Origin of the sequence: Streptomyces sp. NBC_00210, assembly GCF_045160975.1 — a bacterium.
GTDB lineage: Bacteria > Actinomycetota > Actinomycetes > Streptomycetales > Streptomycetaceae > Streptomyces.
This window is the reverse complement of record NZ_CP108120.1, coordinates 5,073,207-5,088,060: the sequence shown is the minus strand read 5'-3', so window position 1 is coordinate 5,088,060 and position 14,854 is coordinate 5,073,207. Positions and strand designations below refer to the sequence as shown.

Annotated in this window: 14 protein-coding genes; 9 read left to right on the top strand and 5 right to left on the bottom strand. The window is 69.9% G+C overall.

The features are described from left to right. The first annotated feature begins 12 nt into the window (after positions 1–12). The 8 genes from OG729_RS23130 (at position 13) to OG729_RS23095 (ending at position 10,209) form a co-directional block, all read left to right on the top strand. A complete protein-coding gene (locus OG729_RS23130) occupies positions 13–501 on the top strand; it encodes a YbaK/EbsC family protein (protein WP_360882469.1) in 489 nt (162 codons plus the stop codon). Then, on the top strand, positions 498–1,349 hold the full coding sequence (locus tag OG729_RS23125) for an EamA family transporter (protein WP_405807944.1): 852 nt from the start codon (positions 498–500) through the stop codon (positions 1,347–1,349). The genes OG729_RS23130 and OG729_RS23125 overlap by 4 nt, the downstream gene beginning before the upstream one ends. Before the next feature lie 461 nt (positions 1,350–1,810). Further along, positions 1,811–4,276, top strand: a complete 2,466-nt coding sequence (gene fxsT, locus OG729_RS23120) for an FxSxx-COOH system tetratricopeptide repeat protein (protein ID WP_405807943.1) — start codon at positions 1,811–1,813, stop codon at positions 4,274–4,276. Between the two features lie 548 nt (positions 4,277–4,824). Continuing rightward, positions 4,825–6,096, top strand: coding sequence for a vanadium-dependent haloperoxidase (locus OG729_RS23115; protein ID WP_405807942.1), 1,272 nt, complete (start codon positions 4,825–4,827; stop codon positions 6,094–6,096). Between the two features lie 539 nt (positions 6,097–6,635). Continuing rightward, positions 6,636–7,487 carry a hypothetical protein gene (locus OG729_RS23110; RefSeq protein ID WP_405807941.1) on the top strand — a complete coding sequence of 284 codons (852 nt, stop codon included), beginning with the start codon at positions 6,636–6,638 and terminating at the stop codon, positions 7,485–7,487. Positions 7,488–7,836: 349 nt separating this feature from the next. Continuing rightward, on the top strand, positions 7,837–8,088 hold the full coding sequence (locus OG729_RS23105; RefSeq protein ID WP_355829128.1) for a hypothetical protein: 252 nt from the start codon (positions 7,837–7,839) through the stop codon (positions 8,086–8,088). A gap of 11 nt (positions 8,089–8,099) precedes the next feature. Beyond that, a complete protein-coding gene (locus OG729_RS23100) occupies positions 8,100–9,302 on the top strand; it encodes a flotillin family protein (RefSeq protein ID WP_405807940.1) in 1,203 nt (400 codons plus the stop codon). Positions 9,303–9,432: 130 nt separating this feature from the next. After that, positions 9,433–10,209, top strand: a complete 777-nt coding sequence (locus OG729_RS23095) for a DUF817 domain-containing protein (protein WP_405807939.1) — start codon at positions 9,433–9,435, stop codon at positions 10,207–10,209. A gap of 43 nt (positions 10,210–10,252) precedes the next feature. On the opposite strand, the gene OG729_RS23090 is transcribed toward OG729_RS23095, so the two are convergent. The 5 genes from OG729_RS23090 to OG729_RS23070 all read right to left on the bottom strand — a co-directional run bounded on the left by OG729_RS23090 (position 10,253) and on the right by OG729_RS23070 (position 14,320). Further along, positions 10,253–10,375, bottom strand: a complete 123-nt coding sequence (locus OG729_RS23090; protein WP_405807938.1) for a hypothetical protein — start codon at positions 10,373–10,375, stop codon at positions 10,253–10,255. Next, a complete protein-coding gene (locus tag OG729_RS23085; RefSeq protein WP_405811245.1) occupies positions 10,372–11,544 on the bottom strand; it encodes a serine hydrolase domain-containing protein in 1,173 nt (390 codons plus the stop codon). Before OG729_RS23085 ends, OG729_RS23090 begins: the two co-directional genes overlap by 4 nt. A gap of 169 nt (positions 11,545–11,713) precedes the next feature. Next, positions 11,714–12,469 (bottom strand): energy-coupling factor ABC transporter ATP-binding protein, encoded by a 756-nt coding sequence (locus OG729_RS23080; RefSeq protein ID WP_405807937.1) that lies wholly within the window; start codon positions 12,467–12,469, stop codon positions 11,714–11,716. Then, positions 12,457–13,218: a cobalt ECF transporter T component CbiQ gene (gene cbiQ / locus OG729_RS23075; RefSeq protein ID WP_405807936.1), complete on the bottom strand. Its 762-nt coding sequence runs from the start codon at positions 13,216–13,218 to the stop codon at positions 12,457–12,459. Before cbiQ ends, OG729_RS23080 begins: the two co-directional genes overlap by 13 nt. Before the next feature lies 1 nt (position 13,219). Further along, positions 13,220–14,320, bottom strand: a complete 1,101-nt coding sequence (locus OG729_RS23070; protein ID WP_405807935.1) for an energy-coupling factor ABC transporter permease — start codon at positions 14,318–14,320, stop codon at positions 13,220–13,222. A gap of 153 nt (positions 14,321–14,473) precedes the next feature. Between OG729_RS23070 and OG729_RS23065 the strand changes: the two genes are divergently transcribed. Beyond that, positions 14,474–14,821, top strand: a complete 348-nt coding sequence (locus tag OG729_RS23065; RefSeq protein WP_405807934.1) for an SsgA family sporulation/cell division regulator — start codon at positions 14,474–14,476, stop codon at positions 14,819–14,821. The last annotated feature ends 33 nt before the right edge of the window (positions 14,822–14,854 follow it).

Here is a 14,854-nt window from a genome sequence, read left to right as displayed (position 1 = left end):
AGCGTGCGTGCCATGAGCACTCAAGACACCGACGCGCACCCCCGTTTCGCCGAGGCTCTGCGCGAGCTGGGGCTCGAGGTCCCGGTCCGGCGCTTCCCCGACGCCACTCGCACCGCCGCCGAGGCAGCCGCCGCGATCGGCTGTCACGTCAGCGAGATCGTCAAGTCGCTGATCTTCGAGGCGGACGGTGTGCCGGTCCTGGTGCTGATGGACGGCTCCTCGCGGGTGGACGTCGAGCGCGTACGGCAGGAGCTGGGCGCCGAGTCCGTGAAGCGCGCGAACGCCGATCTCGTCCGGGAGACCACCGGCTACGCGATCGGCGGCGTACCGCCCTTCGGGCACGCCACCAGGACCCGGGTGCTGGCCGACCGCGCCCTGCTCGACCACGACGTGGTGTGGGCGGCGGCCGGGACCCCGCACGCGGTTTTCCCGCTCGACCCCAAGTCGCTGATCGCGCACGCGGGCGGCGCGCTGGTGGACGTGCGCGAGCGCACGGCGTGACGGTCCTCGTCGCCACGGCCGTCCTGATAGCCGCGGTCACACACGCCAGCTGGAATGCCCTTGCCCACACCATCAGGGACCAGCTGGTCGCCTTCACACTGATCGCCGGCGGCGGCACGGTCATCGGGGCGGCGCTCGCCTGCTTCTCCCCACTGCCCGAGGCCGCCGCCTGGCCGTATCTGATCGCCTCCGCGCTGCTCCACATCGGCTACCAGGCGCTGCTGATGCGATCGTTCACTCTGGGCGACTTCGGCCAGATGTATCCCATCGCCCGGGGTACGGCGCCGCTGGTGGTGACCGTGCTCGCGGCGCTGTTCGTCGGCGAGAGCCTCAACGGCTGGCAGCTGGCGGGCGTGGTGGTCGCCTCGGCGGGCCTGGTGGGCGTGGCCCTGTGGGGCATCAGGGGCTCGGATGCCCATCCGCACTGGCCGGCGCTGCTGGCCGCGCTGGCGACCGGTCTGTCGATCGCCGCGTACACGGTGGTCGACGGTGTCGGCGTACGCGCCTCGGGCACGCCGCTCGGCTATATCGCCTGGCTGATGATCCTGGAGGGGGCGCTGATCCCGGCGTACACGCTGTACGTCCACCGGGGCGGCCTGCTCGCCCAGTTGCGCCCGTACGCGGCCCGCGGGCTGCTCGGCGCGCTGCTTTCGGTATCGGCGTACGGGCTGGTGCTGTGGGCGCAGACCAAGGCACCGCTGGCGCCCATAGCGGCGCTCCGCGAGTCGTCGATAATCGTCGGAGCCGCGATCGGGGCGGTGTTCTTCAAGGAGAAGTTCGGCGGTCCGAGGATCGCGGCGGCGGGGCTGATGGTGGTGGGCATCGGTCTGATGCTGCGGGCGAGTTGAGGATCATCGAACCGCGCGGGGTGTTCCAGGCGCCTCTCCCGGCATGGGGATGATCTCGCACTGGGCACATCAGCTGCTCCGCTTCGGCAGGGCCCCGGACACAGCGCCGGTTTCCACGGGCCTTCGCCATCAGCGCTCGGAGCTGTGCTTGTGGAGCGCCGCACTCGCCCGGAAACGGACACGTCCGCAGCGTTCGCGCTCCTCCTCGGATGCGTCCGGAGGACAGCAACAAAGGGGAGAGCCACCGAAGGTCCTCAGGGTCGAGCCAGAGGGGGACGCGCCCCTTCTCCAGCTCGCTCTTCGGATCGGTCGGTTCGATGGCAGCCATGGAGCGAGCGTAGTCGTGCACCTCGCGTGCCCGACCGGGCGGAGCCTCGCGGGAAGCCACCGGGAGTCGGCCTCTTCATCCAGTTGGGTTCGGGCGAAGTCGCGGTCGTGGGGGGTGCGGGGCTCTAGCCTCGGTGTGGGACGGAGCCGGGGGTGGCTGGGTGGTGGGCAGCGGGGGCGTTGTGGGCGGTGAGCGGTTGTTCATCTCTCATGCGGGTGCGGATCGTGCGTGGGCGGAGTGGGTGGCCTGGCAGTTGCAGGATGCCGGGTATGAGATCGAGCTGGATGTGTGGCATTGGGGGGCGGGGGACAACTTCGTCCTGAGGATGAATGAGGCCCTGGAGCGGGGCCGGATGGTGGCGCTGTTCTCCGAGGCGTATTTCGACACCGCACGGTTCACCACCGAGGAGTGGACTGCGGTGCTGGCCGCCCGGGAGAAGTGGGTGCCGGTGCGGGTCGAGGACGTCTCCGTCCCGCGGATTGTGAAGCCGTTGCTGGCCCCGGAGTTGTTCGGGCTGGGCGAGGAGCAGGCCCGGACGGTGTTGTTGCAGGCTGTGCAGGGCCCGCCGGGGTCCCCGAGCAGCCCGCCCGCCTTTCCGGGCAACGGGCTTGGGCGGTTGCGTCAGGTTGGGGCGACGGGGCCGCGTTTGCCGGGCAGTCTGCCGCGGGTGTGGAACATCCCGCCCCGTAATGCCGGGTTCACCGGTCGCGATGAGTTGCTGGTGCAGGTCCGCACCCGGCTGGCCGGTACGCGGGCGGTGGCGGTGCTGGCGCTGAACGGCTGGGGCGGGGTGGGCAAGACGCAGCTTGCCATCGAGTACGCCTACCGGTTCAGCGGCGAGTACGAACTGGCCTGGTGGGTGCGGGCGGAGGATGCGGCCCTGATCCCCGAGCAGCTGGCCGCCCTGGCGGTGGCGACCGGCTGCGCCCGGCCCGATACGCCTCAGGCCGAGGCGGTGGCGGCGTTGGGGGTGGAGTTACGTACCAGGGCACGGTGGCTGCTGGTGTTCGACAACGCCGAGGACCCCGCCGCGCTGGCCGCGTATCTCCCGGCCGCGTCCGGTCATGTGCTGATCACCTCGCGCAATCCCCGCTGGCACCAGGTTGCCGCCCCGGTCGATGTTGCGGTGCTGGCCCGGGGGGAGTCCGTCGCCCTGCTGCAGGCGCGCAGTCGGGACTTGAGCGCCCGGGACGCGGACCGGCTGGCCGCCGCTTTGGATGATCTGCCGCTGGCGTTGGTGCAGGCGGCCGAGACCCTGACCGCCTTCACCCCGGATCAGTACCTGGCGCTGCTGGAACGCAATCCCAGTGACGCGACCGAGGACGGCACCCCGCCGGACTATCCCCGGTCGCTGGCCGCGCAGGTCAAGCTGAGCACTCAGCGCCTGGCCGAGCAGGACCCCGACGCAGCCGGACTGTTGCAGGCGTGTGCGCTGCTGGCACCCGAGCCCTTCCCCCTGCACGCCTGCACCCCGTCCAAAGCCGCAGAAGATGACGAGGGCAACGGCTCCACGGTGGTGCGGGTGCTTTCGGACCCGCGCGCCGTCCGGCGGGTGCTGACGGTCCTGGACCGGTTCGGGCTGGCCCGCGTGAGCGGCGGCAGCGTGCAGTTGCACCGTCTGACCCAGGCCATCCTGCGCGACCAGCTCAACCCCGACCAGCACGCCCTCGCTGCCCACAACGCCAGCCTCCTGCTGGCCGCCGCCTACCCCGGTGACGCAGCCGATCCTGCCACCTGGCCGCGCTGGCCCGACGCCCTGCCGCATCTGCTCGCTGTTGCCCCCACCGACCTCACCACCCGGAAAGCCCGACATGCGGCCGGCGATGCCTGCTGGTACCTGATGGACCGCGGCGGCGCCCGCACCGTCCTGCCACGCCTGGAAGAGCTCTACCGCACCTGGACTGGGCAGCTGGGCCGCGACCACGCCAGCACTCTGGGAACGGCGATGATTTTGACCCGCGCCTACAGCGACACCAACGACCACACCCGTGCCCGCGCCCTGGCCGAGGACACTCTGGGCCGGCATCGGCGGATCCTGGGCGACGACCACCCCGACACCCTGACCACCGGCAGCAACCTCGCAAACTGTCTGGCCGCGCTGGGGCAGACGGAACAGGCCCACGCCCTGGCCGAGGACACCCTGACCCGGCGACGACGGCTGCTGGGGGAGGACCACCCCAACACCCTCGCCGCCGCCAGCAACCTCGCCCTCCGTCTGGCGGATCTGGGGCAGACGGAACAAGCCCGCGCCCTGGGCGAGGACACCCTGACCCGGCAACGGCAAGTGCTGGGCGAAGACCACCCCGACACCCTGACCACCGCCGGCAACCTAGCCGTTGACCTGGCGGAGCTGGATCATACGGAACAGGCCCGCGCCCTGGACAGCGACACCCTGACCCGGCGACGCCGGGTACTGGGCGAAGACCACCCCGACACCCTGACCACCGCCCACAACCTCACCCTCCGTCTGGCGGATCTGGGACAGACGGAACAAGCCCGCACCCTGGGCGAGGACACCCTGCCCCGGCAACGGCGGGTCCTGGGCGACAACCACCCCGACACCCTGCGCGTGGCCGCCCTACTGGACCGCCTCAAGTAGTCCAAGAGCATTTGCAGCCCTCAGATGAGCGTAGAAGGCGATCGCGGTCGTCGACCTGATGGCCGCCATCGGTCAGCCGTCGTTGGCCCCCTTCACCAGGGACAAAGGCCTCTCTGGATAGCTTCTCCGAGTTGGCCCGCCCCACCTTGCCGTGAGCCGCCGGCTCTGACCTGGGCATGCGCATGGCTGGCACTAACAGCAGGTACGCGCATTGCGGATGCACACACGCGGCACTCAACGGCGAGAAGAAGTGTGGACGTTCGGTCTCTGCCGGACCGTTGGGATCGTTCACTCGTCGGGAGCCCGCAAGCACAATTAGGGGAATCGCGATCGGGATCGGGACTGCGACCGGATCGGGATCGGCCCGGCCCCACTCCCCACCGAAAGGCCCCCCGCCTTCCCCGAAAGTTCTGGACCTTACGGTCTGTAACCCTGGCCATGGGCGGGACGCGCTGCTGGGATCGGACCAATCGCTTCTGTGAACGCCGAGGTCGCAGGCATCCGGACTCCTTCGGCGTTCGGAGCGGACGACCCGTGAAGGAGTACGAGTGAATCCAGCGAAGACCCGCCGTAGGGCCCGTCCCCTCCGCACCACCGCGGTGGCGTTGGGCTCGGCCGCGTTCTTGGCCGCGTCCGCCACCGCATCCCCCGTCGTGGCGGCCGAACAGGGGCCGCGTCCGTCCGTGGCGCTCGACTGGTACGACACCACGGCCGCGACCGTCGCGGCCGGCGGCGCCCAGACCCAGATCACCAACAGCCGTACCTGGGCGATCAGTTGGCTCGCGGCGGCGCGGGCCACACAAACGGTGCCGTCCGGCGTCGCCCGGCGCGACTTCCAGGACGCCGCCGTGGCCTCCGCCGTGCACGACGCGCTGGTCAGCCTCGTCCCCTCCCGCGCCAAGGAGCTGGACGCCGCACTCGCCACGACACTGGGCCGCATTTCCGACGGTCCGGCCGAGACCCGCGGTGTGGCGGCCGGTGCCCGCGAGGCGCGGCTGGTGCTCGCGTCCCGGAAGGACGACGGCCTGGACCCGGCCTCGGTGAACAAACCGTTCACTGTGCCGCCCGCGACTGCGGGAGTGTGGCAGCCGACCCCGCCCGCCCTCGCGGCCGCCCAGCAGAACGGCAACCGCTTCGCCAAGCCCTTCCTGCTGGAGAGGGCCGACCAGTTCCGGGTGCCCGCGCCGCCCGCCCTGGACTCCGCGCGCTACCGCACCGACCTGGCCGAGGTCCGTGCCTACGGTGCCGAGAACAGCACCCGACGCACCCCGCGACAGACCGAGACCGCCACCTTCTGGCTCGGCGGCTCGCTGCCGATCTTCACCGAGCCGCTGCGGGTGGCCGTGTCCCGGTCGTCGTCGTCCACGGCCGGGAAGGCCAGGCTGGTGGCGCTGTTCCACGTCGCCCTGGTGGACACGCAGATCGCCACGTCCGACAGCAAGTACACCTACCTGCGCTGGCGCCCGGTCACGGCCATCCGCACCGGCACGATCGACCCCGACCCCCAGTGGACGTCGCTTCACGCCGCACCGTCCCACCCCGAATACCCCAGCGGTCACAACACCTACGCCGGTGCGGCGGAGACGATCCTCTCGGTGCTCACCGGGTCGCGCACGGCGCCGTTCACGATGACCAGCCCCACCGCCCCGGGGGTGACCCGCACCTACACCTCCTGGCACCAGCTGTCCGAGGAGAACCTGGACGCACGCGTGTTCTCGGGCATCCACACCCGCACGGCCGACGAGGTCGGCCTGGTCCTCGGCAAGCAGGTCGCGGCCCACTCCCTGCGCAACGCGGGACGACTGTTCTGCCGGCTGTGAGCGCCGCCGGCACCTGAGGACGGCCCCGGGACCGCCCGCACCGGCAGGCTGTCCCGGACACCGCTGGTGTCGGCGCACATCTCCGTCGCCTCCCGCCCTCCAAGGCATCGCGAAGCTCCGTGCAAGCGCAGAGAGCTCAGGCAAAACGGCGAGGCCAGGCAGAACAGGCCGTTCCGTCGAAGGCGATGCCCCATGGGCGTAGCCGAAAGAGCGCGCAACTCCGATGGTTCAGGGTTGCAGGTACCTCAGGACTCCTTCTGATGTAATCCGTGACCAGGCATCCGCGACGCTGAACGCGCACACCACAACCGCGCCATGAGGGCACTGAACGCCGTGCGTTCGGCATCCGTATTACGGGAAGCAAGAACGCGCGGGCGGACACGCAGCATCACCGCATACGGGTATCTCGCGCGCCGCAGCACGTTGAGGTCCGCCCATCAGCAACTCGCAAGGCTGCTCCCTCACTCCAGGGCCGTGAGGCGCCGATTCTTGACCACCAGGGGAGATTGACGTTGGAAAAGCCGGAGCCCCTTACCGAATTGAACGTCGCCAGCACCGACAAGTACGTGATGAAGAAACTTCCGGAAGTCACCCTGGCCTTCTGGATCATGAAGATCGCCGCGACGACCCTCGGTGAGACGGCTGGTGACCTCTTCGCCCAGACCCTCAAAGTCGGCTACTTTCTCACCACGATCGCACTTTTCCTGATCTTCGTCGTCACGCTGGTCGTTCAGCTCAGGTCCAAGCGCTACAACCCCTTCTTCTACTGGACCGTCATCCTGTCCACCAGCACGGCCGGCACCACGATGTCCGACTTCATGAACCGCGACGCCAGCGCCGATTACCTCTCCAACGGGGCCACATCGCTGGGCTGGGGGCCGCAGGGTCTTGGATGGGGATACCCCGTTGGTGCCACGATCCTGACCTCGCTCCTGATCGCCATCTTCATCGTCTGGAAGTTCAGCGGGCTGACGTTCTCCATCCGCGACATCACCACCTTCCGCGGAGAGGCCCTCTTCTGGTCGGCGATTCTCGTGTCGAACACGCTCGGGACTTCCATGGGTGATTTCCTGTCCGACAGCTCCGGACTCGGCTACGCGGGTGGCGCGCTTCTCGTCGCCGGGCTGCTGTCCGTACTCCTCGCCCTCATGCGCGTACCTGTCGTGCCGAACGTCCTGCTGTTCTGGATCGCCTTCGTGCTCACCCGCCCCCTCGGGGCCACCGCCGGTGACTTCCTGACCAAGCCCCTCGCCAAGGGCGGCCTCGACCTTGGCACGGCGGGCTCGTCGGCCGTGCTCCTTGCGCTCCTCATCGGCCTCATGGGTTTCGCTCATATGCAAGAGCGGAAGAAAACCGTCCCGCCAAACGAGCTCCTTCCCCAGAATTCCTGAAGGCAGAGCGACAAGCGCGCTTTGCTGCTCCCTCCGCTGCTGCGAATTCCCCCTTCAACCGCCGAACGGGACCGATCCTCACCCAGCGGTAACGTTGAATCGCGCCCCTGACCAGCCACCTTGGTCGGGGCCGCGCCAAGCCTCGCCGGTTCGGTCGGGGTGAGGAGACGGTCCTGATCGTCAGCCGACGCGATGCAGGCGGGACACAGGCCCACCGACCAGCGGTCCCCCTGGTGACCTGGGTCGGGCGTGGCCTGTTGGATCAAGGTAGGACCCCCCGAGGATAGGCCGCTGATCCCAGCAGGACTAAGGTCTGAAACAGGGAACAGAACGAGGGAGGCGGCCGCCAGTGGCACAGGACGAGGCCGTGATCGGCTGTCCGGGAGAGCTGCTCATCGGCACACGTGGTTCGGCCGGTCCCGGCGAGATCCTGGTGCGGGTCAGAGGCGGATCCGAGACATTCCTCGCCTGGTCCGAAGAACCCCTGCCGAGGGGCGCGACCGTGCTCGTGATCGGATCCCGTGGCAATCGCCAGGTAGACGTCATCGAGTGGGCCGATCCGTTGGATGCGCTGGGCGGCGGCGCCGTCGGCGCTGGTTAAGGAGACGAACGATGTTCGGTTACCGAGTTCCCGCCCCCGACGAGGCGATGCTGATCTCGGGAGGCAGGCGTGGGCTGGGGGGTGCGCCGTTCCGTGTGGTGACAGGCCACGGCAAGTTCGTGCTCCCTATCTTCCGCAAGACGCGCTTCCTCACACTGTCGATGTGCGAGTCCGAGGTCACCGAGACGTGTGTCACCCGGCAGGGCATCGCACTTCACGTCCGCGCCGTGATCGCTTTCAAGGTCGGCAATGACCACGAGAGCATCATCAACGCGGGCCAGCGATTCCTCTCCGACCAGGACCAGATGTCGGTGCTGACCGGGCGGATCTTCGCCGGCCACTTGCGCGCCATCATCGGCTCGATGACGGTCGAGGAGATCGTCACCGAACGGCAGAAGCTCGCGGCCGAGGTCCTGGACACCTCGAAGACCGAGATGGCCAAGATCGGTCTGATCGTGGACTCGCTGCAGATCCAGTCGATCGACGACGGCGACACCGGCTACATCGACGCGATGTCGGCCCCGCACAAGGCGGCCATCCAGCGGCAGGCCCAGATCGCCCAGGCCCAGGCCACCCAGGCGTCGGTCGAGGCGCAGCAGGTGGCCGCGCGGAACCAGGCCGAGTACGCGCGGCAGACCGCGGTGGTGAAGGCGGAGTACTCCGCGGAGGTGGAACGAGCAGAGGCCAAGGCGGCGCAGGCCGGGCCGCTGGCGAAGGCGCACGCGCAGCAGGAGGTGCTCGCCGCACAGACCGAGCTGGCCCAGCGCGCGGCCCAGCTCCGCCAGCAGGAGCTGATGGCCGAGATCGTCAAGCCGGCCGAGGCCGAGGCCGAGCGGATCAGGGTGCTGGCCGTGGCCGAGGCGGAGCGGATGAAGATCCAGGCCGAAGCCGCAGCCTCCTACGACCGGGTGGCGCTGGACCGGATGCTGATTGACCAGCTGCCGCAGATCGTGAAGGAGGCCGCGGGCGGCCTCGCCGGCGCCAATGTCAATGTGCTCAACGGCGCCGACGGCCTCGGCGAGATCGCGGCGGGCCTGGTCGGCCAGGGGCTGACGATCCTGGACTCGGTCAGGAAGAACCTGAGCGGTCCCGACAACCACCCGGAGAAGGGCAACGGTCGGCTCGGTCTGCCACGCCTGGCTGCACCCGAGAAGGGCTCGGAGAAGAAGGACGGCCCGGGCAAGCCGGCCCACGGCCAGGTCGTGATCGACTAGGTCCTGTCGTGACGCGGCGGCGGTCCGAGGGCCGCGGCGGCGGGGCTGCTGGTGGTGGGCATCGGCCCGACGCTGCGGGCGAGTTGAGGATCATCGAACCGCGCGGGGTGTTCCAGGCGTCTCTCCCGGCATGGGGATGATCTCGCGCTGCGCTCATCAGCTGCTCCGCTTCGGCTGGCTGCAGGCCCGCTGCTGCGCCTTCGCGTTCGCGCTCGTCGGCGGCATCGCGGTCTCGCGGCTCCTGCCCGACGACCTGCCGATCGCCCGCTACGACCTGGTGCTGGTGTACGGAATCCTGCTCGCGGTGCTGGCCAGGAAGGTCGGGTGGGACAGCGCCCGTGACACCGCGGTCATCGCCGGATGTCATCTGATCGGGCTGTTCTTCGAGCTGGTCAAGGTACGGATGGGGTCCTGGAGTTACCCGGAGGAGGCCCTGACCAAGGTCGCGGGGGTGCCTCTGTACGGCGGGTTTCTGTACGCGGCCGTGGGCAGTTACGTCTGCCGTGCCTGGCACCTGTTCGAACTGCGCCTGGACGGCTACCGCCCGCGGATCATGGCCGCCCTCGCCGGTGCGGTCTATCTGAACTTCTTCAGCCACCACTGGCTGCCCGACCTCCGCTGGGCGCTGGCCGCGCTGCTGCTGTGCGCGACCGCCAGGACGTTCGTGCGCTACCGCGTGGGCGCGCACAGCTATCGCATGCCGCTCGCTCTGTCGTTCGTGCTCATCGGGTTCTTCCTCTGGGTCGCGGAGAACATCGCGACGTACGCGGGCGCCTGGAGCTATCCGGACCAGCTCGGTGGCTGGCAGCCGGTGTCGGTGGCGAAGGTCGGGGCGTGGGCGCTGCTGATAACCGTGACCTTCGTCCTGGCGGCCGGGCAGCGCCGCCAGACACCCCGACCGACATAGCCGCGCTATGAGAAGCGGACTGTCAGAGGCGGGGCGTAACCGTTCAGTCGCCCTCGACAGCCCGCATGAACGCCGTGTTCACCGCGAGCAGTCCGCCGTCCACACGCAGCGTCGTGCCCGTGATCAGTACGCCGTACCCCTCGAAACGTCTCGTCGCGCTGCTCATAGCGCTGAACGTACCGCCCTGATCAGCGCCTGGGCCCGCGGATCCGCCGTAACACCCTTGCGCAGACCGTTGGTTACGTATCCGAGCGCGATGCCCGACTCGGGGTCGGCGAAGCCGAGCGAGCCGCCGCGGCCGGGGTGGCCGAAGGAGCCCGTGCCGAACAGCGGGGAGGCCGGACCGTGCAGCATGAAGCCGAGGCCGAAGCGGGTGGGCACGACCAGCACGCGGTCTGCTCCCGCCGACTCCTCGGTGCGGGCCAGAGTGAGCGTGGCGGGGGCGAAGAGCCGGCGTCCGCCGTCTACCTCGCCGATGGTGGCTGCGTAGAAGCGGGCGAGCGCACGGGCGGTGGAGATGCCGTTGGACGCGGGGAGTTCGGCGGCGCGGTAGGCGGGGTCGTTCTCGTCGGGGGCCGGGTCGATCGCCCCGAAGGCGCGCCGGGTGAGGGATTCGGGATCGTGGTAGGCCGCGGAGACGGCGGGCTTGGGGCGCAGCTTGAGGCCGCCGCCGTCCGCCGCCGCGGGCTCGTCGACCGGGCCGAGGCGCCCCACCCGGTGTGCCTCGTCCTGCGCCAGCCCGATCCAGAAGTCCAGGCCGAGCGGGCGGGCGATTTCCTCGGCGACCCAGCGGCCGATGGTGCGGCCGGTGACGCGCCGTACCAGTTCGCCGAGCAGCCAGCTGTAGGTCTGGGCGTGGTAGCCGTGTGCCGTGCCCGGCTCCCAGGCGGGGCGCTGGGCGGCGAGCGCGGCCGGACCGCTCACGCCGTCGGCGGCCTCGGCCGGGGTGAGCGGGCGGTCCAGGGCGGGCAGCCCGGCGCGGTGCGAGAGCAGTTGGCGTACGACGACGCGCTCCTTGCCCGCCGCCTTGAACTCCGGCCAGTACGTGCCGACGGGGGCGTCCAGGTCGATCCGGCCGCGCTGGTGGAGCAGGAGGACGACGGCCGCGGCGATGCCCTTGGTCGCCGAGCGGACGATCTGTGCGGTGTCCACGGCCCACGGCTCATGGCCGGCTGCATCGTCGGCGTTCCTGGTGCCTGCCCACAGGTCGACGACCTTGCGCCCGTCCCGGTAGACGGCGACGGCGGCGCCGCGTTCGCCGCGCTGCTCGAAGTTGCGTAGGAAGGCGTCCTTGACCGGCTCGAAGGCCTCCGTCACCGTGCCCCGGACGTCCACTGCGCCTGCCCTTCCGCTCCCGCTCATCCCCCCATGGTGCAACGGGCTCCGCCGGACTTGACTCGCGGGTCAGCTCAGCGGGAGGGAGCAAGCCCGGCCGAGAGGGACCAAGCTCGGCGAGAGGGACCAAGCTCGGCGAGTGGGATCACGAGAAGGATCACGAGAGGGTTCAAAGAGAAACAGATGCGGGGTCGAAGCCGAACGGGAGCTCCAGCCGGTGCGCCCGCATCAGTTCCTCGTCGCCCAGCAGCTTCTGCGTCGCCCCGTCCGCCGCGATCACGCCCTCGCTGAGGATCACCGACCGCGGGCACAGCTCCAGCGCATACGGCAGGTCGTGCGTCACCATCAGCACGGTCACGTCCAACGACCGCAGGATGTCGGCCAGTTCACGCCGCGACGCCGGGTCCAGATTGGACGAGGGCTCGTCCAGCACCAGGATCTCCGGCTCCATCGCCAGCACCGTGGCGACCGCGACCCGGCGGCGCTGCCCGAAGGAGAGGTGGTGCGGGGGCCGGTCCGCGTACCGCTCCATGCCGACCCGGGTCAGCGCCGAGACGACCCGCGCCTCCAGCTCCGCGCCGCGCAGCCCCGACGCCGCCGGCCCGAAGGCCACGTCCTCCCTGACCGTCGGCATGAAGAGCTGGTCGTCCGGGTCCTGGAAGACGATGCCCACCCGGCGGCGGATCTCCGCGAGGTTCGCCTTGGCGACCGGCAGGCCCGCGACCGAGACAGAGCCGACGCCGCCCGCGAGGATGCCGTTGAGGTGCAGGACGAGCGTGGTCTTGCCGGCACCGTTGGGGCCGAGCAGGGCGACCCGCTCGCCGCGCCCGACCGTCAGGTCGACGCCGAAGAGCGCCTGGTGGCCGTCGGGGTAGGCGTAGGCGAGGCCGCTGACCTCGAGAGATGCGGTGGTCATAGGGTCCATCCCAGCAGACAGACGGCGAGAGCCGTCAGGGGGAGTGCGGCCGCGTAGGTCCACTGCGCCCGGCTCGCGGTCACCTCGTCGATGACCGGCATGGTCCCGGCGTACCCGCGGCTGACCATGGCCAGGTGGACCCGCTCGCCGCGTTCGTAGGAGCGGATGAAGAGCGCACCGGCGGACTTGCCGAGGACGCCCCAGTGCCGCACGCCCTTCGCCTCGAAACCGCGCGACCTGCGCGCGATCGACATACGGCGCATCTCGTCGGTGACGACATCGCCGTAGCGGATCATGAAGGACGCGATCTGGACCAGCATCGGGGGCAGTTTGAGCCGCTGCAGGCCGAGCAGCAGGGAGCGCAGCTCGGTCGTCGAGGCGAGGATCACGGAGGCGGCGACGCCGAGTGTGCCCTTGGCGAGGACGTTCCAGGCGCCCCACAGACCGGGGACGCTCACCGACAGACCGAGGACGTGGACCTGCTCGCCGGGGACGACGAAGGGCATCAGGACCGCGAAGGCCACGAACGGGATCTCGATGAGAAGGCGCCGCAGCAGAAATCCGGCAGGGACATGGGCAGCGGCCGCGACCGCGGCGAGCAGCACCGCGTACAGCCCGAAGGCCCACATCGCCTCGCGCGGCGTGCAGACCACGACGAGCACGAAGGCCAGGACGGCCGCGAGCTTGCAGTGCGGCGGCAGTGCGTGGACCGGCGAGTGCCCGTGCCGGTAGAGCTTGTGCGTGTGGCCCGCGCCCATGTCAGACGGCGTCCGGTACGCGTGCGGGCCCCGCGTCCTTCGTCTGGCGGCGGCGCACCGACCAGAAGATGCCGGTGCCCGCGACGACGGTGACGCCGACGCCGATCACACCCGCGAGGCCGCCGGAGATCCGGGCGTCGGAGATGTCCTTGACGCCGTAGTCGGCGAGTGGGGAGTCCTTCGCCGCGTGGTCCTCGACCTTCTTGTCGATGCCCTTGTCGGCGGCGACCTTCTCCAGGCCGTCGGGGCTCGCGGAGGCGTAGTAGGAGACGAAGCCCGCCAGCACGAGGGCGGTGACCAGGCCGGTCGCCCAGACGGCCCGCGGGGACCGGGCGGCGACGGGGGCGGCCGCGGGGGCGTCGACGAGCTCGCCGCCGACGCGCAGCTTCAGCGGGGCGGCCAGTCCGCGAGCCCCGTGGACGAGGTCCGGACGTACGGCGATGACGGCGCCGACCGTCAGCATGGTGATCGCGGCCTCGCCGATCCCGATCAGGAGATGGACGCCGACCATCGCGGTGAGGACCTTGCCCACCGGGACATCGGTGGTCCCCCCGACGGCATAGATCGCGGTGAAGACGATGGCCGCGGCAGGCACCGAGACGAGCGCGGCGACGAAGGAGGCGACGGTCACCGAGCGGCGCTTCCGCGGCAGCACCGTGACCAGGCCGCGGAAGAGTGCGTACGAGACGACGACCGTGACCACGCCCATGACGGTGATGTTCACGCCGAGCGCGGTGAGTCCGCCGTCGGCGAAGAGGATGCCCTGCATCAGCAGCACGACGGATATGCAGAGCACGCCGGTGTACGGACCGACGAGGATCGCGGCGAGCGCGCCGCCCAGCAGATGTCCGCTGGTGCCGGCGGCGACCGGGAAGTTCAGCATCTGCACGGCAAAGATGAACGCGGCGACGAGGCCCGCCAGCGGCGCGGTCCTTTCTCCCCCATGGCCTTCGCCATGGGTGGGGGTCCCCCCGGCGGAGCCAGGGGGAGTACCCCCAAGCTCACGGCGGGCGCCGCGCAGGCTGACGGCAACGGCGCCGGCGGCGACGGCTCCGGCGGCCACCGATACCGGCGCGTTGATGAATCCGTCAGGGACATGCATGGCGGGCTCCGCTTCGGACAGATGAATAACTGTTCAATGATAGAGCCTTGTTGCAAACCATGTGCAAGAGCATGTCTGTCACAGATGGAGTCGAGCATCCGGTCAAAAATATGGGACATTAGAGGACAAAGGGGACGAAGTGAGGAGCGGCCGATGTCACCCGTCGTCGAGAATCATGCATTGGCCAGAATCATTACCGACGCTCCCCAGTACCGATCCGTCGAGGTCATCCTGGGTTACGACCCGGACGAGGATCCGCAGGCAGTGCGCTTCGGGTTCCCCAGCGGCCGCGCCTGGACCTTCCCCCGCGAACTGCTGGAGAAGGGGCTGCGAGTACCCGCCCGGATCGGCGACGTCGGGGTCTGGCCGTGCGGCCGGGTGCTGGCCATCCTCGAGTTCCATACGCCGGACGGCGTAGCGGTGGTCCAGTTCGACTCGAAGACGCTGATCCGATTCCTGCGGGAGACATACGAGATGGCCGCACCCGCCACCCAGAGGTGACGAGCACGGCCATCGGGTCGCGCGACGGTCCCC